Source organism: Hydrogenophaga sp. SNF1, assembly GCF_034421675.1.
Classification (GTDB): Bacteria; Pseudomonadota; Gammaproteobacteria; order Burkholderiales; family Burkholderiaceae_C; genus Hydrogenophaga; species Hydrogenophaga borbori.
The window spans coordinates 3,626,573-3,647,599 of record NZ_CP139793.1 but is presented as its reverse complement, the minus strand read 5'-3'; the positions used below and the strand labels follow the sequence as shown (position 1 = coordinate 3,647,599).

The 21,027-nt window shown below is 69.5% G+C and carries 16 protein-coding genes; 9 read left to right on the top strand and 7 right to left on the bottom strand.

All coding sequences use genetic code 11. The features are described 5' to 3' along the window. Positions 1–213, bottom strand: coding sequence for a DUF3460 family protein (locus SOM08_RS17485; RefSeq protein WP_116960826.1), 213 nt, complete (start codon positions 211–213; stop codon positions 1–3). Positions 214–255: 42 nt separating this feature from the next. Next, on the bottom strand, positions 256–1,908 hold the full coding sequence (locus tag SOM08_RS17480; RefSeq protein WP_116960827.1) for a SulP family inorganic anion transporter: 1,653 nt from the start codon (positions 1,906–1,908) through the stop codon (positions 256–258). 101 nt (positions 1,909–2,009) lie between these two features. Here SOM08_RS17480 and bamE point away from each other — a divergent pair, with 101 nt between their 5' ends. Next, a complete protein-coding gene (gene bamE / locus SOM08_RS17475) occupies positions 2,010–2,534 on the top strand; it encodes an outer membrane protein assembly factor BamE domain-containing protein (protein WP_116960828.1) in 525 nt (174 codons plus the stop codon). 1 nt (position 2,535) lies between these two features. Here the strand turns inward: bamE and metG are convergent, their stop codons facing one another. Further along, the gene (metG, locus tag SOM08_RS17470) at positions 2,536–4,587 is read right to left on the bottom strand and encodes a methionine--tRNA ligase (RefSeq protein WP_116960856.1); all 2,052 of its coding nucleotides are present in this window, start codon (positions 4,585–4,587) and stop codon (positions 2,536–2,538) included. A gap of 177 nt (positions 4,588–4,764) precedes the next feature. On the opposite strand from metG, the gene SOM08_RS17465 reads away from it, so the two are divergent. The 4 genes from SOM08_RS17465 (at position 4,765) to SOM08_RS17450 (ending at position 9,285) form a co-directional block, all read left to right on the top strand. Further along, entirely contained in the window at positions 4,765–6,165 is a 1,401-nt protein-coding gene (locus SOM08_RS17465; RefSeq protein ID WP_322469393.1) for a hypothetical protein, read from the top strand. A gap of 4 nt (positions 6,166–6,169) precedes the next feature. Continuing rightward, positions 6,170–7,096, top strand: a complete 927-nt coding sequence (locus SOM08_RS17460; protein WP_322469392.1) for a hypothetical protein — start codon at positions 6,170–6,172, stop codon at positions 7,094–7,096. Between the two features lie 156 nt (positions 7,097–7,252). Then, a complete protein-coding gene (apbC, locus tag SOM08_RS17455; RefSeq protein WP_322469391.1) occupies positions 7,253–8,344 on the top strand; it encodes an iron-sulfur cluster carrier protein ApbC in 1,092 nt (363 codons plus the stop codon). Positions 8,345–8,433: 89 nt separating this feature from the next. Then, a complete protein-coding gene (locus tag SOM08_RS17450) occupies positions 8,434–9,285 on the top strand; it encodes a GNAT family N-acetyltransferase (RefSeq protein ID WP_322469390.1) in 852 nt (283 codons plus the stop codon). Positions 9,286–9,347: 62 nt separating this feature from the next. Here the strand turns inward: SOM08_RS17450 and SOM08_RS17445 are convergent, their stop codons facing one another. The 3 genes from SOM08_RS17445 to SOM08_RS17435 all read right to left on the bottom strand — a co-directional run bounded on the left by SOM08_RS17445 (position 9,348) and on the right by SOM08_RS17435 (position 13,449). Next, on the bottom strand, positions 9,348–10,106 hold the full coding sequence (locus SOM08_RS17445; RefSeq protein WP_322469389.1) for a hypothetical protein: 759 nt from the start codon (positions 10,104–10,106) through the stop codon (positions 9,348–9,350). A 163-nt stretch (positions 10,107–10,269) separates the two neighbouring features. Next, positions 10,270–11,847, bottom strand: coding sequence for a benzoate-CoA ligase family protein (locus SOM08_RS17440; protein ID WP_116960834.1), 1,578 nt, complete (start codon positions 11,845–11,847; stop codon positions 10,270–10,272). A gap of 24 nt (positions 11,848–11,871) precedes the next feature. Beyond that, positions 11,872–13,449, bottom strand: coding sequence for a 3,4-dehydroadipyl-CoA semialdehyde dehydrogenase (locus tag SOM08_RS17435; protein ID WP_116960835.1), 1,578 nt, complete (start codon positions 13,447–13,449; stop codon positions 11,872–11,874). Positions 13,450–13,596: 147 nt separating this feature from the next. Between SOM08_RS17435 and SOM08_RS17430 the strand changes: the two genes are divergently transcribed. From SOM08_RS17430 to boxA, 4 genes are all read left to right on the top strand, one after another. Beyond that, on the top strand, positions 13,597–14,526 hold the full coding sequence (locus SOM08_RS17430; RefSeq protein ID WP_116960857.1) for a helix-turn-helix transcriptional regulator: 930 nt from the start codon (positions 13,597–13,599) through the stop codon (positions 14,524–14,526). Positions 14,527–14,664: 138 nt separating this feature from the next. After that, positions 14,665–16,323 (top strand): 2,3-epoxybenzoyl-CoA dihydrolase, encoded by a 1,659-nt coding sequence (boxC, locus tag SOM08_RS17425; RefSeq protein WP_116960836.1) that lies wholly within the window; start codon positions 14,665–14,667, stop codon positions 16,321–16,323. Positions 16,324–16,352: 29 nt separating this feature from the next. Continuing rightward, on the top strand, positions 16,353–17,780 hold the full coding sequence (gene boxB, locus SOM08_RS17420; protein ID WP_116960837.1) for a benzoyl-CoA 2,3-epoxidase subunit BoxB: 1,428 nt from the start codon (positions 16,353–16,355) through the stop codon (positions 17,778–17,780). A gap of 135 nt (positions 17,781–17,915) precedes the next feature. Continuing rightward, positions 17,916–19,193 (top strand): benzoyl-CoA 2,3-epoxidase subunit BoxA, encoded by a 1,278-nt coding sequence (gene boxA / locus SOM08_RS17415; protein WP_116960838.1) that lies wholly within the window; start codon positions 17,916–17,918, stop codon positions 19,191–19,193. Positions 19,194–19,206: 13 nt separating this feature from the next. Here the strand turns inward: boxA and SOM08_RS17410 are convergent, their stop codons facing one another. Further along, positions 19,207–20,982 (bottom strand): integrin, encoded by a 1,776-nt coding sequence (locus tag SOM08_RS17410; RefSeq protein WP_322469388.1) that lies wholly within the window; start codon positions 20,980–20,982, stop codon positions 19,207–19,209. Positions 20,983–21,027 lie beyond the last annotated feature (45 nt).

Sequence of the window (21,027 nt, the reverse complement as noted above, 5' to 3'; positions counted from 1 at the left end):
TCAGTTGAAGTCGGAATTCGTCTGGTAGACGTAGGGCTTCTGCGGGACTTCGGCCGCCTCGGCCTCGGCCGCGAACTCGCGGTCGATGGTCTTGTCCCAGAGCAGACCACGGCCCTCGCGCTGCCGGGCCTCCAGCCCCGGCCGTTCGGCCTTGAGCTGCTCGATGAACTGGGTGGCTTCGGATTGGTAGTCGGGGCGGCGGAAGAAGGACATGGCGGCGGGGGAGGGTGTCCGGATCGGGGGAAACCGTCGATTTTACTGGCCGTCCCCGTCGACCTCGGCCAGGCGCCCCGCAAAGCCCGAGCGTGCCATCAGCGAGGCCGGCTGCGGTTGCAGGCCCACGATCTCCAGCCGCCCGCCGCGCCGCCGCAGGGCCTTGTGCAGCTGCTCCAGCGCGTCCAGGCCGGTGGTGTCGAGCGAGACCATCAGGTGCGCGTCCAGCAGCAGGTGCAGCGGCCCGGGCGCGGCCTCCACCTCGGTGACGATGGGGTCGATCTTGGTGACCGCGCCGAAGAACAGCGAGCCGTAGAGCCGCCAGGTCTGGCGGCCGTCCTCGCGTTGCAGCGGCTCGGCGCTGAAGATGTCGCGCTGGCGCCGCACGAACAGCACCACCGCCAGCACCAGGCCCAGCTCCACGGCCACGGTGAGGTCGAAGACGATGGTGACCGAGAAGGTGGTCAGCAGCATCAGCCGGTAGTGGTTGCTGAAGTGCTTCAGGCGGGCGAACTCGCGCCACTCGCCCATGTTCCAGGCCACGAACAGCAGCACGCCGGCCAGTACGGCGAGCGGGATGTGAAAGGCCAGCGGCGCCGCCGCCAGCACCACCACCGTCAGCGTGAGCGAGTGCACCATGCCCGCGACCGGCGAGGCCGCGCCGGCGCGGATGTTGGTGACCGTGCGCGCGATGGTGCCCGTGACCGGCATGCCGCCGAAAAAGGGCACCACCGCGTTGGCCACGCCCTGGGCCATCAGTTCCTGGTTCGGGTCGTGCTTGCGCGCCTCGGCGAGCTGGTCGGCCACGCGCGCGCACAGCAGCGACTCCACCGCCCCGAGCAGCGCGATGGTCAGGGTGGGCGTGACCAGCAGGCGCACGGTATCCCACGAGAAATCGGGCAGCGCGAAGGCCGGCAGGCCCTGCGGGATGCCGCCGAACCGCGTGCCGATGGTCTCCACCGGCAGCTGCAGTGCCCAGGCCAGCAGCGAGAGGGTGAGCAGCGCCACCACCGGTCCCGGCACCCGCGAGGTCGCGCGCAGGGCGCCGGGCACCTCCAGGTTGTCCAGCTGGCGGCGAAAGCGCGAGTCGGTGGCCCACAGGCGCGGCCACACGAACAGGCCCAGCACGCACAGCGCGCCCAACAGCAGCGCCCAGGGGTTGACGGTGTCCAGGTGGCGGCCCATGGTGGCCATCTGGCCGAAGAAGTTGGCTGGCATGTGCGGCACGCGCAGGCCCAGCAGATCGCGCAGCTGCGACAGCGCGATCAGCACCGCGATGCCATTGGTGAAGCCGATCACCACGCTGACCGGCACGTAGCGCACCAGCGCGCCCAGGCGGAACAGGCCCAGCAGGAACAGCAGCACGCCGGCGCTGGCGGTCGAGATCAGCAGGTTGGCCACGCCGTAGCGCTCGACGATGCCGTAGACGATGACGATGAAGGCGCCCGCCGGCCCCGCGATCTGCACCGAGGTGCCGCCCAGCAGCGAGACCAGCAGCCCGCCGATGATGGCCGTCCACAGCCCCGCCTGGGGCGGCAGGCCGCTCGCGATGGCGAAGGCCATGGCCAGCGGCAGCGCCACGATGCCCACCGTGACGCCCGCCCCGAGATCGCGCGCGAAGCGGCCGCCGTCGTAGCCGCGCAGGTCCGCCAGCAGGCGCGGGCGAAACGGTGCGAGGGGCGGCAGGCCAGGCATGGGCCGATGTTACCGATGGCTACCGGCGCCGCAAGGCAAGGTCCTACACTGCCGCTCACACCGGCAGACCCCTGCCGGCCGCCAGGACAGAAGGAGCCCGCATGACCCGACCGAACACCCGCAGCGCCTGGTGGCGCCTGGGCCGCCTGATCACCGGCGTGCTCGCCGCCGTCGGCTTCGTGGGCGCCTGCGATCTGCAGAACATCGCCGAGCTGGAGCCCGGCGTGTCCACCGAGGCCGACGTGCGCGAGAAGTTCGGCCAGCCCGAGGCCGTGTGGGAAGGCGAGGAGGGCGCGCAGATCTATGAGTACAACCGCCAGCCCGAGGGCGTGGTGAACTACATGGTCACCATCGGCGCCGACGGCGTGCTGGTGAAGGTCTCGCAGGTGCTGACCGAAGAGAACTTCGCCAAGGTGCAGCCCGGCATGCCGCTGGAGCAGGTGCGCCGCCTGCTCGGCAAGCCGCGCAAGGTGCAGACCTTCCCGCTCAATGGCGAAACGCACCAGGACTGGCGCTTCCAGGCCAAGGGCCAGACCGAGCCCATGATCTTCAGCGTGGCCTTCGACAAGGACCTGCGCGTGATCAAGTCCGGGACCATGCCGGACCCGGACCTGCAGAAGCGCTAGCTCAGCGCACCCGCATGCCCGGCACGGCGCCGGGCGTGGGCTCCAGCACGAAGATGCCGGGCTGGGCCTTCTCGTCGGCGTGGCTCGCGGCCAGCACCATGCCCTCGCTCACGCCGAACTTCATCTTGCGCGGCGCCAGGTTGGCCACCAGCACGGTGAGCTTGCCCTTGAGCTGCTCGGGCTGGTAGGCGCTGGCGATGCCGCTGAAGACGTTGCGCGTTGTTCCCTCGCCCACGTCGAGCGTGAGGCGCAGCAGCTTGGTGGAGCCCTCCACGCGCTCGCAGTCCACGATTCGGGCGATGCGCAGGTCGATCTTGGCGAAGTCGTCGATGGTGATGGTCTCGGCCAGGGCCTCGCCGCCGGGCAGCGGCGCCGCTGCCACCGGCGCGGGCGGTGGCTCGAACAGCGCCTCCAGCTGCTTGGGGTCCACGCGCTGCATCAGGTGCTGGTAGGCCTGGATGGCGTGGCCGGTCCCCAGCAGGTGGGCCGCGTCGGCCCATTGCAGGGGCTGGACCTGCAGGAAGGTCTCGACCTGCGCGGCCAGCGCCGGCAGCACGGGCTTGAGGTAGAGCGTGAGCAGGCGGAAGGCCTCGATGCAGGTGCTGCAGACGTCGTGCAGCCGGGCCTCCTGGCCGTCCTGCTTGGCCAGCTCCCAGGGCTTGTTCTGGTCCACGTAGGCGTTGACCTGGTCGGCCAGGCCCATCACCTCGCGCAGCGCCTTGCCGTACTCGCGCGCATCAAACAGCGCGGCGATGGCCGGGGCCTTGGCCTGCAGCGCCTGCAGCAGGGCCGCGCCGTCGGCCGAGGCCGCGCCCAGCTGGCCGTTGAAGCGCTTGGCGATGAAACCGGCCGCGCGGCTGGCGATGTTGATGAACTTGCCGATCAGGTCGCTGTTGACCCGCAGTTGGAAGTCTTCCTGGTTGAAGTCCAGGTCCTCGTTGCGCGCCGTGAGCTTGGCCGCCAGGTAGTAGCGCAGCCATTCCGGGTTCATGCCCAGGCTCAGGTACTTCAAGGGGTCCAGGCCGGTGCCGCGGCTTTTGCTCATCTTCTCTCCGTTGTTCACGGTGAGGAAGCCATGGACGAAGACGGCGTTGGGCGTCTTGCGGCCGCTGAAGTGCAGCATGGCCGGCCAGAACAGCGTGTGGAAGGTGATGATGTCCTTGCCGATGAAGTGGTACTGCTCGGTGGACGGGTCGGCCATGAAGGCGGCGTAGTCGATGCCCTGGCGGCCCAGCCAGTTCTTCAGCGAGGCCAGGTAGCCCACGGGCGCGTCCAGCCACACGTAGAAGTACTTGCCCGGCGCGTCAGGGATCTCAATGCCGAAGTAGGGCGCGTCGCGCGAGATGTCCCAGTCGCCCAGCTTGGTCTGGCCGTTCTCGTCGGGCGCGATCCATTCGCTGATCTTGTTCAGCACCTCGGGCTGCACGGCGCCGCTGGTGGTCCACTGCTTGAGGAAGGCTAGGCAGCGCGGGTCGGACAGCTTGAAGAAGAAGTGCTCGGAGTGCTTGAGCACCGGCTTGGCGCCCGACAGCGCCGAGTAGGGGTTGATGAGGTCGGTGGGGCTGTAGACCTTGCCGCAGACCTCGCAGTTGTCGCCGTACTGGTCTTTGGCGTGGCAGTTCGGGCACTCGCCCTTGATGAAGCGGTCGGGCAGGAACATGTTCTTCTCGGGGTCGAAGAACTGCTCGATGGTGCGCGTCTCGATCAGGCCGGCGGCCTTCAGGTCCTTGTAAATGGCCTGCGCCAGTTCGTGGTTCTCGGGCGCGTCGGTGCTGTGCCAGTTGTCGAAGGCGATGTGGAAACCGTCGAGGTAGGGCTTGCGGCCCGCCGCGATGTCGGCCACGAACTGCTGCGGCGTTTTGCCGGCCTTGTCGGCCGCGATCATGATCGGCGCGCCGTGCGCGTCGTCGGCGCAAACGAAGTGCACCGTGTGCCCCTGCATGCGCTGGAACCGCACCCAGATGTCGGCCTGGATGTACTCCATGATGTGGCCGACGTGGAAGTGGCCGTTGGCGTACGGCAATGCGGTGGTGACGAAGAGCTGGCGGGGCATGGTGGCGCTCGTGATGAAACCCTTCATTTTATGGGTGAGAGGAACCGCCCCGTCTGGCGGGGGTACTGACGCGGCGATGCATCGGGAAGCGGTCAAAGAGCAACAGGGCAAAGGCATTGGCCAGGCTGCAGACCCCTTCCCGCATGGCACCCGTGGTCGATCGAAAGGAACAACCCCATGCAAAAACACAGCGGAACATTTCCCCAAAGCCCCATCCCCCGCTTCCCCTCAAGCCCGAAGAGAGACCCGGAGAAGGGCCCCTTGCCCCCGGCGTCTATGCCGTTGGCCACAACGGCGTTGCAGCCGGACACCCCGGAGGACCGCCGCCCCGAAGGCCTGGAAGTGCGTCCACCTGAGCAGGCCCTCGGCTTCCCCCCTGCGGGCCTGCCAGCGACGCAGACGCAGCGGTTCCTGCCGCTGCTCGCCCTGCCCAAGCCGCACGACGAGCCGTCGGTGAAGGCGGTGCTGAAGGAGCTGCTCGACGACGCAGGACACGCGAACGAGAAGGTGCTTCAGGCCTTGTCCCAAGCGACCCCGCAGATCAAGGCGCTGTTGCTGGAGATGATCACGAAGACCATGGGATCGCCGCATTGCACGACCGGCCAGTTGTGTGCCCTCATCGCGGCCTATGCCCCTCACGTCGCGCTGCGCCGACTGCTCTCGCCCATCTGGGCGCCCTCGTCACCCAACGAGCCGCCGGTGTCCGGCCTCGATCGCCTCTGCGCGCTCGCCGCGCGTTTGGCCGCTGCGCCCGAGCAACTGAACGCGCTTCAACGCCTGGCCGGCGATCGGTGGTCAAGTCCCACCGCCTGGGACGGGTGGGCTGTTCTCTTCGCCCTGGGACAGTTCATCCAGGACTCGCCCCAGGCGGCCCAGTGGGGCGAGGGCTTGACCATCCGGGAGTTTCTGCACCAATCGATGCGGTCTGGCGGCCAAGCCGAGCGGCGCGCTCTCGTTGACGACCTCTGGTTGTCGGCGGTGGTGAATGGTCTGTCCCCCAAGGTCCTCGACGACCATTTCATGTTCAGCGAGGTGTCGGGCGTGGCACCGGTATCGAACGTTCTTCGGGACCGCAGTCAGCACCCGCGTTTGCTGGCGCGCCTGTGCCCCGCCCGCTGCTCAGACCTTGGTCAACAGCAACAGCTCGCGTTGCTGAACGACAACCTGGCGCGCATGGCGGTGCGCAATCCGCGCTTGTTGCCGCTGTTGGCGCCTCAGGGCGGCGATTCATGGTCCAGCGAAGATGTGGAACGGGCCACGGCGTCGGTGGAGTTCACTCTGCAGTGGTGGACTGCGTCGGAGGCGTTCGCGCCGCCACTGATCGATCTTCCCCAGGCAGTCCTGGCCCCCCTCGTGCTGGACGTCGGCCGCTTCTGGAGCGGCCTGGCCAGGCTGAATCCCGAGTGGTGGGACGGCGTGTTGTCGCGCCACCCGTGGTTGGCCCGTGTCATCGACATCGTGAACGACAGCGATGCCAACAGCGCCAACAACGCCGACAACGCCGACAACGCAGGTGCCAGCGAAGAGGCGGCAGGCAGCGCCATCGTGCGCTGGGTGCATCAGCACCTCAAACGATAGGCGCTTGTTCGAGCGCTTCGCCGACGGCCTGGATCTGCGGCGGGTGCTGGTGGCGATGCCGCCTCCTTGGCAGAGCGAGACGCCGGTGTCGGGTGTGGACCGCTTACTGCGCATCGCCAGCCGGCTGATCTCACAGCGCGACTGGCTGGCCGACAGGGAAAGGCACGCCCATCGCTGGCAGCCGGGGTGGGGGTTGCTGCTGGATTTCTGCCGGTTCGTCGCGGCCAAGCCCGATCCCGCATCGGCGTCGATGGAGCGGTGGCTCATCGAGTTCTGCCTCGGCCTTGGCCTCGAGGCCGAGCGCGCCGAGGGCCAGCAGCGCAGGGCATTCCTGGAAGACCTGTGGGTCAGGGCGCTCGTCAATGGGCTGCCGTGCCCCGCGGAACTGCACGCACGGCTGATGGAGAACTACCAATGGCGCGAGCGGATGCAGATTCACCTTTGGGACCATGACAACCAGGGGCTGTTTCTTTCCCTGATGGAGCACCCCTTGGGGACACCGGCGGGCGGACCAGCGCCCGTGGTCTTGTTGCGGCACAACCTGGCGACAGGGCTGCTGCGCTGCCGTCAGGCCCTGAACGCCGCGCGCGTCGCGGCCTGCGCGCCGAGCGGGTCGCTTGGCCCCGCGTTCCAATGGGCGGAGCATTGGGCCACCGCCCTGGTGACAGCGTGCCGGGACGTGCTGTCGCGGCCGAACGCCGAGGCGGTGGGCCCGCGCTGGGCCTGGAACCTCGCCGCGCTCTGGACCGCCGCGGCCGAGACCTTTCCGCAGTGGCTGGACACAGCGATCGCTCAGCACGAGGCCACCTGGGTGAAAACCATGATGGGCCTCTTCACCTCGACAGACATTCCCACGGAGGACAAACCCCAAGCCCTGAAACAGACAGCGCTGGATTGGCGCAAGGCCCTGCTGTCATCGAAAGCGCAGTGAACCGGAGGGGTGTGCGGGCACCAGGGCGCCTGGCGCTGAACCCCTTCCATGGCGGTGGTGTCCCCACGGCGGTAGACTTTCGCCGCCCCAGAGCACCCGCCCCCGTATTCCCCCACGGCGTGGCGGCCATCCCCTCACCCCAGGAGCCATCCCCCCATGCCCGTCGACCAACAGGCGCTGATGCAGGCGCTGCAAGCCGTGCAGGACCCGAACACCGGCCGCGACTTCGTTTCCACCAAGGCCCTGAAGAACCTGCAGGTGCAGGACGGCGAGGTGTCCTTCGACGTCGAGCTGGGCTACCCGGCCAAGAGCCAGATGCCCGCGCTGCGCAAGGCCCTGGTGGCGGCGGCGCGCTCGGTGGCGGGCGTGGACAACGTATCGGTGAACCTGCACACCAAGGTCATTGCGCACGCCGCGCAGCGCGGCGTGGCGCTGTTGCCGCAGGTGAAGAACATCATCGCCGTGGCCTCGGGCAAGGGCGGCGTGGGCAAGAGCACCACGGCCGTGAACCTGGCGCTGGCGCTGGCGGCCGAGGGCGCCACCGTGGGCGTGCTCGATGCCGACATCTACGGCCCCAGCCAGCCCATGATGCTGGGCATCGAGGGCCGGCCCGAGAGCATCGATGGCCAGACCATGGAGCCGCTGGAAAACTACGGCGTGCAGGTCATCTCCATCGGCTTCCTCATCGACCGCGACGAGGCCATGATCTGGCGCGGTCCCATGGCCACGCAGGCGCTGGAGCAGCTGCTGCGCCAGACCAACTGGAAGGACCTCGACTACCTCATCGTCGACATGCCGCCCGGCACCGGCGACATCCAGCTCACGCTGTCCCAGCGTGTGCCCATCACGGGCGCGGTGATCGTCACCACGCCGCAGGACATCGCCCTGCTGGACGCGCGCAAGGGCATCAAGATGTTCGAGAAGGTGGGCGTGCCCATCCTGGGCATCGTGGAAAACATGGCCGTGCACGTCTGCGAGAAGTGCGGTCACGTGGAGCACATTTTCGGCGCCGACGGCGGCAAGAACATGGCCGCCGAGTACGGCATGGACTACCTGGGCGCGCTGCCCCTGAACATGAGCATCCGCGTGCAGGCCGACGGCGGCCGGCCCACCGTGGTGGCCGACCCCGAGGGCGAGATCGCCGGGCTGTACAAGTCGGTGGCGCGGCAGGTGGCCATCAAGATCGCCGCCAAGGCCAAAGACTTCTCGTCCAAGTTCCCCAGCATCAAGATCTCCAGCGACACCTGATCAGGGCCGTCATGTGCCCTACCGCCGACGCGGTATGGCACCCGGGAGCCGCTTGGGCTTTCATCGCGGTTTCACCTGAGAGGCCGCGCATGAAGACACCCGCCCACCGCATCCAGCGCATGTCGCGCCACGACCTCGGCCTGGCCCTGCACTGGGCCGCGCGCGAGGGCTGGAACCCTGGCCTGCACGACACGGAGATGTTCCACGCCATCGACCCGCGCGGCCACTTCATGGCCTGGATGGGCGAGCGGCCGGTGGCCAGCATCAGCGGCCTGCGCTATGGCGTGGGCTACGGTTTCATCGGCCTGTACATCGTGGAGCCGGCGTTCCGTGGCCGGGGGCTGGGCCTGGCGGTGTGGAACGCGGCGCTGGAGCACCTGAGGGGCTGCGTGGCGGGGCTGGACGGCGTGGTCGCGCAGCAGCACAACTACGCGCGCAGCGGCTTCGAGCTGGCCTGGCGCAACCGGCGCTACAGCGGGCACGGCCTGGGCCCGCGACCGCCGCACCCGGCCACCGTGCGCCTGGCGGGCCTGCCCTTCGACGATCTGGCCGCCTACGACCTGGCCTTCCACCCCGAGCCGCGACCGGCTTTCCTGCAGGCCTGGATCCGCCAGCGCCGGGGCACGGCCCTGGGCTGGCTGCAGGATGGGCGGCTGCGCGGCTACGGCGTGCGCCGCGCCTGTGTGCAGGGCCACAAGATCGGTCCGCTGTGCGCCGACACCCCGGCCATTGCCGAGGGCCTGCTGCAGGCCCTGTGCGCGGGCGTGGCGCCGCAGGAGGCCGTGCACCTGGACGTGCCCGAGCCCAACCACGAGGCCCGGGCGCTGCTGGAGCGCCACGGTTTCGTGGCAGGTTTCCCCACGGCGCGCATGTACCGCGGCCCGGCGCCGGCCATCGATCTGGCGCGGCAGTACGCGTTGACGGCGCTGGAGATCGGTTGAGCGTCGAGAGGGGCGGTCGATGCACCGCCCAGGGCCGCGCGGCGGCGGCCCTGGCGGAGGGCTCAGGCGAGCTGCAGGAGCCGGGCGGCGTCCGACGCGTCCAGCAGCGCGAGCCTGGGGTGCGTGTGCTGCGCCACGTCGCGGCCATTCAGGTGAAGCGTGCCGTCAAACAGGACGGCGTTCACACCCGCTTTGCCTCTGGAGTCGATGGCTTGGGAGTCCAGGATGCCGAACATCAAGCGCTTGTCGGGGTTGTTCCGCTGGGGCATTTCGATGCGAGCGGTGACCGTGCGGTCTCCCAGCGTGCACACCCGGCGGTCTTCGCCTTTGGCCAGCATGTCGTGGCAGATCGCCTGCATGCAGGCTTTCAGCTTGTCTTGCAGCTCTTGGGTCGATGCGGGTTCGGGCGGCACCGCGGCACTCTCGGACACGAACGGCTCGGCCAGCGCCGCGGCATAGGCCTGCGGTGTGTACCCCTGCGGCAGCGAATCGGCGGTGGTGAACACCACCGGCTGAGGCTGGGCCAGGGCGCGCAGGCTGTCCCGGTACTCCCGGCGATTCGGGAGGTCCTGCCTGGGCAGGTCGGTGACCACGGTGCGGATAACGCATTGCTGGGCGTCGCGTACCCGAGGGGTGGTGTTGAAATGGAAGTGCTTCTTGAAAAAGGCCTTGGCGCTGTGCTTGAAGCCCGGCTTCGCCGTCTTGGGCGCACGCGCCGCCGGCGCTTGCGGCTGGAGGAATTTGTTGAGCTTGGCGAGTGACTGGGCCGACGGCTGCTTCGGGTGGTGGGATTTGTGCTGGCGGGAGAGCTTGAACGGCATGGGTGAGCGCTTCGTAGATGGGCCAGCCGCTTGTCCAGGGGGCAGGGGGCCGGCGCGGTGGTGAACGCTCGATGGGTAACGCCAACCCGCCCGCTGGTGCTCGGCCATGTGGCTGGCAGCCGCCATTCCTGGTCACATGGCCGATGCCCGTCCCGTTGCGGGTTTAGCCCGCCGCCTTCTCGCGCTCGCGCAGCCTGAAGCGCTGGATCTTGCCGGTGGCGGTCTTGGGCAACTCGTCCAGGAACTCGATGAAGCGCGGGTACTTGTAGGGCGCCAGGCGCTCCTTCACGAAGGCCTGCAGCTCGGCCGCGCTGGCCTGCTGGCCGGGCTTGAGCACCACGTAGGCCTTGGTCTTGGTCAGGCCGTCGCTGTCTTCCTTGCCGATGACGGCCGCCTCCAGCACGGCGGGGTGCTGCACCAGCGTGGCCTCCACCTCGAAGGGGCTGACATAGATGCCGCTCACCTTGAGCATGTCGTCGTTGCGGCCCGCGTAGGTGTAGGTGCCGTTGGGGTTGCGCAGGTACTTGTCGCCGCTCTTGGTCCAGGCGCCCTGGAAGGTGTCGCGGCTCTTGGTGCGGTTGTTCCAGTACATCAGCGCGGCGCTGGGGCCCTTGATGTAGAGGTCGCCGATCTCGGAGGAGCCGTCGGCGTTGTCGGCCACGGGCCGGCCGTCCTCGCCGCGCAGCTCCACCTCGTAGCCCGGCACGGGCCGGCCGGTGGTGCCGTAGTGCACCTCGCCCGGCGCGTTGGACAGGAAGATGTGCAGCATTTCGGTGGAACCGATGCCGTCGATGATTTCGACGCCGAAGTGGCGCGTCCAGCGCTCGCCGATGTCCTGCGGCAGCGCCTCGCCGGCCGAGGAGCACAGGCGCAGCGCCACGGCGTCCCTGGCCGGCAGATCGGGGCTGGCCAGCATGCCGCCATAGCCGGTGGGCGCGCCGCAGAAGATGGTGGGGCGGTGCACGGTCAGACGCTGGAAGCAGGCCTGCGGGGTGGGCCGCTCGGCCATCAGCACGACCGTGGCGCCCACGCTGAGCGGAAAGCTCAGCGCATTGCCCAGCCCGTAGGCGAAGAAGAGTTTCGCGGCGGAGAAGACCACGTCGTCCTCGCGCATCTTCAGCACGCCCTTGCCGTAGAGCTCGGCGGTCCAGTACAGGTTGCCTTGGGTGTGCACCGTGCCCTTGGGCGCGCCGGTGGAGCCGCTGGAGTAGAGCCAGAACGCGGGCTCCTCGGCGTGCGTGTCGGTGGGCTCGGCGGGCGCGGCGGCTTGGAGCAGGGCATCGAAGGCGTGGGCGCCCGGGGGAAGCCGCTGGCCGCGCGAGACGATCAGGTGCTTCACGCCGTGTGTGCCCAGGGTCATGGCCTCCTGCACGGTGGGCAGCAGCGCGCCGCTGACGATGGCCGCCTGCGCTCGGCTGTCGCCCAGCATGTAGGCGATGTCCTTGGCCGGCAGCAGCGTGTTCACCGCCACCGGCACCACGCCGGCGTACAGCGCGCCCAGGAAAGCCACGACCCAGTCGCTGCTGTCCTGCGCCAGCAGCAGCACGCGCTCCTCGCGGCGCAGGCCCAGGGACTGCAGCGCGCCCGCGCAGCGGCGCACGGCGTCGGCGAGCTGGCCATAGCTGAGCGTGCCCTGGTCGTCGATGAGCGCGGTCTTGCCCGCACGCGTGGCATTGAGGTCGAGCAGATGGCGGGCGAAGTTGAAGCGCGCCGGCGGCGCGGCCACGGTGTCGGGGCTCATGGCGGTCTCCTCGGAATCGTGGGCTCAGTAGGTCAAGGCGGTGGCGCTCGCGGCCAGCGCGTCCAGCGCGGCGGTGCTGGCCTGCACGGCGCTGCGGCGGTGGTAGAAGCCCAGGGCGCGCAGGCCGCCGAGCTCTTCGCCGCCGCCCGCGCGGCCCGGTCCGCCGTGCAGGGAATGCGGCATCACGTTGCCGTGGCCGGTGTGCAGGCTGGCCACGTCGGGCGAGATGGCGTGCACGCGGCCGTGGCTGTCGGCCAGCTCCAGCGCGGCGCGCGCCACGAAGGCGGGGTCGGCGCTGTAGACCGAGGCCACGAGCGAGCCCTGGCCGCGGCGGATGAGTTCGAAGGCCTGGGCGTCGCTGTCGTAGGGCATGAGCGTGGACACGGGGCCGAAGACCTCCACGTCGTGCAGCACGCGGGCCTTCACCGGGTCGCTGGTGCCCAGCAGCACGGGCATGGCGCAGGCGGCCACCGCGGGGTCGGCGTCCACCAGGGCCTGGGCGCGGCCGTCGTACAGCGGCGTGGCTTCGGCGAGCAACTGGGCCAGGCCTTCCTGCACGCCATCGAATTGCGCGCGGCTCACCAGCGCGCCCATGCGCACGGCCTCGTGGCGCGGATTGCCCACGCTGATCTTGGCCAGCTTGGCGCCGATCGCCTGCGCGGCGGCGTCGTAGAGCGCGCGCGGCACGAAGGCGCGGCGGATGGCCGTGCACTTCTGTCCGCTCTTGACGGTCATCTCGCGCACCACCTCGTTCACGAAGAGGTTGAAGGCTTCGTCGCCGGCGGCGGCGTTCGGGTCGAGCAGGGCGCTGTTGAGGCTGTCGGCCTCGATGTTGCAGCGCACCGAGCGCTCGGCGATGGCCGCATGGCCACGGATCTGCGCGGCCGTGCCGGCCGAGCCGGTGAAGGACAGCACGTCGAAGGGCTGCAGCGCGTCCAGCAGGCCGGCGGAGGAGCCGCAGATGACCGACAGCGCGCCAGCGGGCAGCACGCCGGCCTCCACCACGTCCTGCACCATGCGCTGCGTCAGCCAGGCGGTGGGCGTGCCGGGCTTCACCACCACGGGCACGCCGCTGAGCAGGGCGGGCGCGGCCTTCTCCCACAGGCCCCAGCTGGGGAAGTTGAACGCGTTGATGAACAGCGCCAGGCCGCGTGTGGGCGTGAGGACGTGCTGGCTCTGGAAGGCCGGGTCCTTGCCGAGGCGGATGCGTTCGCCGTCGAGCAGGGCGCGCGCGTCGCCGAGTTTGTCGCCCCACTTGGCGTACTGGCCGATGGTGAAGATGCCGCCGTCGATGTCCACGGCCGAGTCGCGCGTGACGGTGCCGGAGTTGGCGGTGGCGATGGCGTAGTAGTCGTCGCGCTTGGCCTGCAGCACCTGGCCGATGGCGCCGAGCAGACCGGCGCGCTCGCGGTAGCTGAGTGCGCGCAGCGCGGCGCCGCCCTGTTCGCGCGCGAAGGCAAAGGCGCTGGCCAGATCCAGACCTTCGCGGCTCACGCGCACGAGTTCGGTGCCCAGCACCGGGTCGAACAGGGGGGTTCCCGGGCCTTGGCCCATTTGGGCTTTACCGGCAACGATGTTGGGCAGCAGGGGGGTGGTGGTCATGGTGGGCTCAATCAAACCGGGGGGCTGGTGTCAAAACCGGTGAAGCGATAAAGTGCACTATGTTGCGTGCGGCGAAATGTGCATTAAAGTGCATGTCTTGCCATTTTGCAAGCCCGCAAACCCTAAGCCCGACCAACCATGCCCACCATGGACGCCGACGCCAGTGCCGCCACCGCCAGCCCCGCCGCCGAGGATGAGGGCCGGCACCCTTTCCTCGTGGCGCTCGGCGAGCGCGTGCGCACGCTGCGCTCGCGCCGCGGCATGACGCGCAAGGCCGTGGCGCTGGCGGCCGACGTGTCCGAGCGCCACCTGGCCAATCTCGAGTACGGCACCGGCAACGCCTCCATCCTGGTGCTGCTGCAGGTGGCCGAGGCGCTGCACTGCCCGCTGGCCGAGCTGATTGGCGACGTGAGCACCAGCTCGCCCGAGTGGCTGCTGATCCGCGAGATGCTGGCGGGCCGGCCCGAGACCGACCTGCGCCGCGTGCGCGTGGCCATCGGTGCCGCGCTGGGCCAGTCGCAAACGGAGAGCGACAGCACCCGGCACACGCGCATCGCGCTCATCGGCCTGCGCGGCGCCGGCAAGTCCACGCTGGGCCAGCGCCTGGCGGATGAACTCGGTTATGCCTTCATCGAGCTGAGCCGCGAGATCGAGAAGTTCGCCGGCTGCAGCATCGACGAGATCCACGCGCTCTACGGCACGCCGGCCTACCGGCGCTACGAGCGCCGCGCGCTGGAGGAGGCGATCCAGATCTACCCCGAGGTGGTGATCGCCACGCCCGGCGGCCTGGTCTCGGACGCGGCCAACTTCAACGTGTTGCTGGCCCACTGCACCACCGTGTGGCTGCAGGCGGATCCGGCCGACCACATGGGCCGGGTGGCGGCCCAGGGCGATCTGCGGCCCATGGCCGCCAGCCGCGAGGCGATGGAAGACCTCAAGCGCATCCTCGCGGGCCGTTCGGCCTTCTATTCCAAAGCCGATCTGCACTTCAATACCAGCGCCTATGCGGGCGTGGACGAGGCCTACGCCGCCCTGCGGGAGCGGGTGCAGGCCCTGATCGCCGCCCCCGGCGGCTGAGCGACCCGGCCGACCAACGGCCGGGACATGCATAAAAATGCATTGACTGCACTTTGATGCATGCATTATTATTCCGGTCATGCCGGCGGCGCCTGCCATGGTCCGCTGGCCAAGCCCCACCCTCCCGAGGAGACCGCCATGAGCCACCCCGCCCCCGTCGACTACCGCACCGAACCCAGCCAGTACCGCCACTGGAAGCTGTCGGTGAACGGTTCCACCGCCACGCTGGCCGTCGACATCAACGAAGACGCCGGCATCCGTCCTGGCTACAAGCTCAAGCTCAACAGCTACGACCTGGGCGTGGACGTGGAGCTGCACGACGCCGTCAACCGCATCCGCTTCGAGCACCCGCAGGTGCGCACCGTGGTGGTGACCAGCGGCAAAGACCGCGTGTTCTGCTCGGGCGCCAACATCTTCATGCTGGGCCTCTCCAGCCACGCCTGGAAGGTGAACTTCTGCAAGTTCACCAATGAAACGCGCAATGGCCTGGAAGACTCCTCCAAGAACAGCGGCCTGAAGTTCATCGCCGCGGTGAACGGCGCCTGCGCCGGCGGCGGGTACGAGCTGGCCCTGGCCTGCGACGAGATCGTGCTGGTGGACGACCGCAGCAGCGCCGTGAGCCTGCCCGAGGTGCCGCTGCTGGGCGTGTTGCCCGGCACCGGTGGCCTGACCCGCGTGACCGACAAGCGCCACGTGCGCCACGACCTGGCCGACATCTTCTGCACCACCAGCGAAGGCGTGCGCGGCCAGAAGGCCGTGGACTGGCGCCTGGTGGACTCCATCGCCAAGCCGCAGCAGTTCGCCGCCCACGTCGCCGCGCGCGCCGAGGCCCTGGCCGCGCAGAGCGACCGCCCGGCCGATGCCAAGGGCGTGGCCCTGCCGCGCATCCAGCGCACCGACAGCGCCGACGGCATCGCCTACCCATACGTCAACGTCGCCATCGACCGCGCCAAGCGCACCGCCACGCTGACCGTGAAGGCGCCCGGCAGCGCCCAGCCCACCGACATTGCCGGCATCGAGGCCGCGGGCGCCTCGTGGTGGCCGCTGCAGATGGGCCGCGAACTCGACGACGCCATCCTCAACCTGCGCACCAACGAGCTCGACATCGGCACCTGGCTGATCAAGACCGAGGGCGACGCCGCCGCCGTGCTGGCCAGCGACGCCACGCTGCTCAAGCACCAGAACCACTGGTTCGTGCGCGAAACCATCGGCCTGCTGCGCCGCACCTTCGCCCGCCTGGACGTGTCCTCGCGCAGCCTGTTCGCGCTGGTCGAGCAGGGTTCGTGCTTCGCCGGCTCGCTGGCCGAACTGGCCTTCTGCGCCGACCGCACCTACATGCTCGCGCTGCCCGATGACGAGGCGAACGCGCCCAAGATCACGCTGGGCGAGTTCAACCTGGGCCTGCTGCCCATGGTGAACGGCCAGTCGCGCCTGCAGCGCCGCTTCTATGAAGAAGCGCCCGCCATGGAGGCCGTGCGCGGCGCCGTGGGCCAGGCGCTGGACGCCGACGCGGCCTTCAAACTGGGCCTGGTCACCGCCGCGCCCGACGACATCGACTGGGCCGACGAGGTGCGCATCGCCATCGAAGAGCGCGCCGCCATGTCGCCCGACGCGCTGACCGGCCTGGAAGCCAACCTGCGCTTTGCCCAGAAAGAGAACATGCTCACCCGCATCTTCGGGCGCCTGTCCGCCTGGCAGAACTGGATCTTCATCCGCCCCAACGCCGTCGGCGACAAGGGCGCGCTCAAGGTCTACGGCAAGGGCGACAAAGCGCTTTTCGATTTCAACCGAGTCTGACCCACCCACCGAACCCGAGGAAGAACGACATGTCCACGATCAACTACAGCGAGAAGATCCCGAACAACGTCAACCTGTCCGAAGACCGCACGCTGCAGCGCGCGCTGGAAGGCTGGCAGCCCAACTTCATCAACTGGTGGGACGACGTCGGCCCCGAGGGCTCGACCAACCACGAGGTCTACCTGCGCACCGCGGTCAGCGTGGACCCGCAGGGCTGGGCCCAGTTCGGCCACGTGAAGATGCGCGACTACCGCTGGGGCATCTTCCTCAACCCCGGCGAGGCCGAGCGCAAGATCCACTTCGGCGACCACAAGGGCGAGGCCGCCTGGAACGACGTGCCCGGCGAACACCGGGCCAACCTGCGCCGCATCATCGTCACGCAGGGCGACACCGAGCCCGCGTCGGTGGAGCAGCAGCGCCACCTGGGCCTGACCGCGCCCAGCATGTACGACCTGCGCAACCTGTTCCAGATCAACGTGGAAGAGGGCCGCCACCTCTGGGCCATGGTCTACCTGCTGCACAAGCACTTCGGCCGCGACGGCCGCGAGGAGGCCGAGGCCCTGCTGCAGCGCCAGTCCGGCGACCAGGACAACCCGCGCATCCTGGGCGCGTTCAACGAGAAGACCCCCGACTGGCTGGCCTTCTTCATGTTCACCTACTTCACCGACCGCGACGGCAAGTTCCAGCTGTCGGCGCTGGCCGAGTCCGCCTTCGACCCGCTGGCCCGCACGACCAAGTTCATGCTGACCGAGGAAGCCCACCACATGTTCGTGGGCGAGAGCGGCGTGTCGCGCGTGCTGCAGCGCACCGCGCAGGTGATGAACGAGCTCAAGACCGACGACCCGGCCAAGGTGCGCGCCGCCGGTGCCATCGACCTCGGCACGGTGCAGCGCTACCTGAACTTCCACTACTCGGTCACCATCGACCTGTTCGGTGCCGACCAGTCGAGCAACGCCGCCATCTTCTACAGCTCGGGCCTCAAGGGCCGCTACGAAGAGGGCAAGCGCACCGACGACCACGTGCTCAAGGGCCAGACCTACAAGGTGCTCGAGGTGCAGAACGGCCAGCTCGTGGAGAAGGAAGTGCCCATGCTCAACGCGCTCAACGAGGTGCTGCGCGACGACTTCATCACCGATTCCGTGGCGGGCGTGAACCGCTGGAACAAGGTGCTGGAGAAGGCCGGCATCCCCACGCGGCTGACCGTGCCGCACAAGGCCTTCAACCGCCAGATCGGCGCGCTCGCGGGCATCCGCCTGTCGCCCGAGGGCCGCGTCGTCAACGCAGCCGAATGGGAAGCGAAGAAGGCCGAGTGGCTGCCCACGCCGGAAGACTTCGCCTTCGTGGCCTCGCTGATGGGCCGCGTGGTCGAGCCGGGCAAGTTCGCCAACTGGATCGCGCCGCCGGTGATGGGCATCAACCGCCAGCCGGTGGATTTCGAGTACGTGCGATTCGGGTAAATCCCCCTGCGCGGCTTCGCCGCTCCCCCCTTAGAAAGGGGGGCGATGCCAGCGGCCCGGCACAGCCGGTTCCGCGGCATCCCTGGTTGAGGCCCGGGCACTCCCACGGGCCTCGCCTTTTTCTGGAGTAGGTTTATGAACGCCCCTGTTGAACTCGCTGTCATCCAGCAGCACCTGATCGACCCCGAAATCTGCATCCGCTGCAACACCTGCGAGGCGACCTGCCCCGTGGACGCGATCACGCACGACTCGAACAACTACGTGGTCGACGCGAGCAAGTGCAACCTGTGCATGGCCTGCGTGCCGCCGTGTCCCACGGGCTCGATCGACAACTGGCGCACCATGCCCAAGGCGCGCGCCTACTCCATCGAGGAGCAGTTCGGCTGGGAGTCGCTGCCTGCCGAGCTGCCGCCCGAGGAGCTGGCGGCCGCCGGTGCCGAGGCGCCCGTGGCCGACGCGTCCGCCCCGGCGCCCGCCCCCACCGCCGCCACGCTGGAGGACACCTTCGTCGCCAGCCGCTACGGCGCCACGCTGCCGCCCTGGTCGGCCGCGCACGCCTTCACCAACCTCTACGGCCCCAAGGCTGCGCAAAAGACCATCACGGCCACCGTGGTCGGCAACCTGCGCGTCACCGACGTGGGCACCGACTACGACACCCACCACATCGTGCTGGACTTCGGCGCCATGCCCTTCCCCGTGCTGGAAGGCCAGAGCATCGGCGTGGTGCCGCCGGGCACCGACGCCAAAGGCCGCCCCCACCACGCGCGCCAGTACAGCATCGCCAGCCCGCGCAACGGCGAGCGGCCGGGACACAACAACCTCTCGCTCACCATCAAGCGCGTGCTGGAGGACTACGACGGCAAGCCGGTGCGCGGCGTGGCCAGCAACTTCATGTGCGACCTCAAGGTGGGCGACAAGGTGGAGGTGATCGGGCCCTTCGGTTCGAGCTTCCTCATGCCCAACCACCCGAAGAGCCACATCGTGATGATCTGCACCGGCACCGGCTCGGCGCCGATGCGCGCGATGACCGAGTGGCGCCGCCGCCTGCGCGCCTCGGGCAAGTTCGAGGGCGGCAAGCTCCTGCTGTTCTTCGGTGCGCGCACGCAGCAGGAACTGCCGTACTTCGGCCCGCTGCAGAGCCTGCCCAAGGACTTCATCGACACCAACTTCGCCTTCAGCCGCACGCCGGGCCAGCCCAAGAAGTACGTGCAGGACGCCATGCGCGAGCGCGCGGCCGACCTCGCCGCGCTGCTGAAGGACCCGAACACCCACCTCTACGTCTGCGGCCTGAAGAGCATGGAGGAGGGCGTTGTGCTGGCGCTGCGCGACATCGCCACGGGCGCCGGGATGGACTGGGAGAGCGTGGGCGCCGCGCTGCAGCGCGAAGGCCGGCTGCACCTCGAAACCTACTGACGCCCGGCGGGGTTCAGTAGAGGTACACCGCGCCGACGTCGCTGCCCGACCGGTCGGCCTGGTCGCCCCCGATGCCGGGGCTGGCGTTGACCGCCGAGGGGCTGCCCGCCGCCAGTGCCGCGCGGGGGGGCCCCACGCCAGCGCCCTGGTCCGACAGGGCGAGGGTGGAGCCGAAGCCGTCGCCGCGCAGGGTGTTCGAGGGCTTGAGGTAGGCCTGCTGCCGCCACCCCGCCGCGGTGCGCCGGAAGAGATAGGCCGCGCCGCTCCAGGGGGCGCTGTTGTCGCCCTGGTCGGCCTGCAGGCCCCGTGCGGCGCTGCCCTCGCCGGGGGCACCCACCGCCAGCGTGGCGCCATCGCGGGACAACACCACGCTGGCGCCGAAGTTGTCGTTGGCGTCGGCGTTCGATGCCTTGACGTAGGTCGACTGGCGCCACTGGCCACCCTGGCGGTCAAACAGGTACGCGGCCCCGCTGGCCGTGGCGGCGTTGTTGTGGGGATCGCCATCGATGCCTCTCGCGCCGCTGGCTTCGTAGGGGCTGCCCACGGCCATGGCCTGGCCATCGGCCGACAGCGCGATGGCAGCGCCGAACGCGGCGTTGCCCAAGGTGTTGGAGCCTTTCACGTAGGCCTGCTCACTCCAGGTGTCCCGGGCCCGACCGAAGACGTACACCGCGCCGCTGCTCTGGGCGGTGTTGTCGTCGGGGTCCCCGCCCACGCCCGTGGCGGCGCTGGATTCGTTGGTGGCGCCGACGGCCAGCGTCTGACCGTCGGCCGACAGCGCCAACGCGGCGCCGAAGCCGTCGTCGGCGTCGGCGTTGGAGGCCTTGACGTAGGCCTGCTGCGTCCAAGCGGCGGCGGCGAGGGCGAACACGTAGGCCGCGCCACTTCGCCGCCGGCTGTTGTTGTCCGCCCCGTTGATGGCGCGGGCATCGCCCGATTCGTCGGGTGCGGTCACGGCCAGGACGGTGCCGTCGCCCGACAGCGCCACTTGCCAGCCGAACCGGTCGCCCGCATCGGCGTTCGACGCCGCGACCCGGACCGGAAGGCCCCAGGCAGCGGCACCGCCCCCGCGCGTGAAGACAAAGGCGCTGCCGCTGTGGCCGACGTCACCGCTGCCAGTGGGCGCGCCCACCGCCAGCGTCGCGCCGTCGGCGGACAAGGCCAGGCTGTAGCCGAACAGGTCGCCCGGTTCCGGCGCCGGGGGCGCCAGTCGGGACGCCTGCGCCCACTGAGCGCCCGTGCGGGCGAAGACGTAGACCGCGCCGCCGCTGCCCCGGCCCGACGCGCTGCCCGGTGCGCCGACGGCCAGGAACTGCCCGTCGGCCGACACGGCCACGCTCTGGCCGAAGCGGTCGTTGTCGGCGGGGGCGGCGGCCTTGACGTAGCCGATGGCCGGCACCAGCGCGTCGCTCACCCGCTGCTCGGCGGTGTCGACGCAGGCCTGGTCGCGGCAGACCTGCAGCCGGTAGCGCGCGTTCACGCGCTCGGGCAGAAAAACCCCATGGTCGTATTGCGTGGTGTCGGCCGGCAGGTCGGCGATGGGCGTGTAGCCCGAGGCGCCGTCGGGGTCCTCGAGCAGGCGGTAGCCGGTTTCGCCGGCGGCGTCGTTCCAGGTGAAGCGCAAGGTCTTGATGGCGGTGGGCGTGAGCGTGAAGCCCAGGGTGGCGTCGCTGGGAAACCCGACGGTGGCGGACGAGGTCACGGCGCTGGAGCCGCCGCCGCAGGCCGCGAGGGCGCTGGCCAGCAGAAGCAGGGAAGCGCGGATCGCGCGGCGGATGTCGGGTGTCATGTCGAGGCCGGCAGTCAGGAAAGCCCGCGATTGGATCGGCGATCT

Coding starts and splice junctions, on each gene's coding strand:
- SOM08_RS17485 (WP_116960826.1), bottom strand. CDS start 213: ATGTCCTTCTTCCGCCGCCCCGACTACCAATCCGAAGCCACCCAGTTC.
- SOM08_RS17480 (WP_116960827.1), bottom strand. CDS start 1,908: ATGCCTGGCCTGCCGCCCCTCGCACCGTTTCGCCCGCGCCTGCTGGCG.
- bamE (WP_116960828.1), top strand. CDS start 2,010: ATGACCCGACCGAACACCCGCAGCGCCTGGTGGCGCCTGGGCCGCCTG.
- metG (WP_116960856.1), bottom strand. CDS start 4,587: ATGCCCCGCCAGCTCTTCGTCACCACCGCATTGCCGTACGCCAACGGC.
- SOM08_RS17465 (WP_322469393.1), top strand. CDS start 4,765: ATGCAAAAACACAGCGGAACATTTCCCCAAAGCCCCATCCCCCGCTTC.
- apbC (WP_322469391.1), top strand. CDS start 7,253: ATGCCCGTCGACCAACAGGCGCTGATGCAGGCGCTGCAAGCCGTGCAG.
- SOM08_RS17450 (WP_322469390.1), top strand. CDS start 8,434: ATGAAGACACCCGCCCACCGCATCCAGCGCATGTCGCGCCACGACCTC.
- SOM08_RS17445 (WP_322469389.1), bottom strand. CDS start 10,106: ATGCCGTTCAAGCTCTCCCGCCAGCACAAATCCCACCACCCGAAGCAG.
- SOM08_RS17440 (WP_116960834.1), bottom strand. CDS start 11,847: ATGAGCCCCGACACCGTGGCCGCGCCGCCGGCGCGCTTCAACTTCGCC.
- SOM08_RS17435 (WP_116960835.1), bottom strand. CDS start 13,449: ATGACCACCACCCCCCTGCTGCCCAACATCGTTGCCGGTAAAGCCCAA.
- SOM08_RS17430 (WP_116960857.1), top strand. CDS start 13,597: ATGGACGCCGACGCCAGTGCCGCCACCGCCAGCCCCGCCGCCGAGGAT.
- boxC (WP_116960836.1), top strand. CDS start 14,665: ATGAGCCACCCCGCCCCCGTCGACTACCGCACCGAACCCAGCCAGTAC.
- boxB (WP_116960837.1), top strand. CDS start 16,353: ATGTCCACGATCAACTACAGCGAGAAGATCCCGAACAACGTCAACCTG.
- boxA (WP_116960838.1), top strand. CDS start 17,916: ATGAACGCCCCTGTTGAACTCGCTGTCATCCAGCAGCACCTGATCGAC.
- SOM08_RS17410 (WP_322469388.1), bottom strand. CDS start 20,982: ATGACACCCGACATCCGCCGCGCGATCCGCGCTTCCCTGCTTCTGCTG.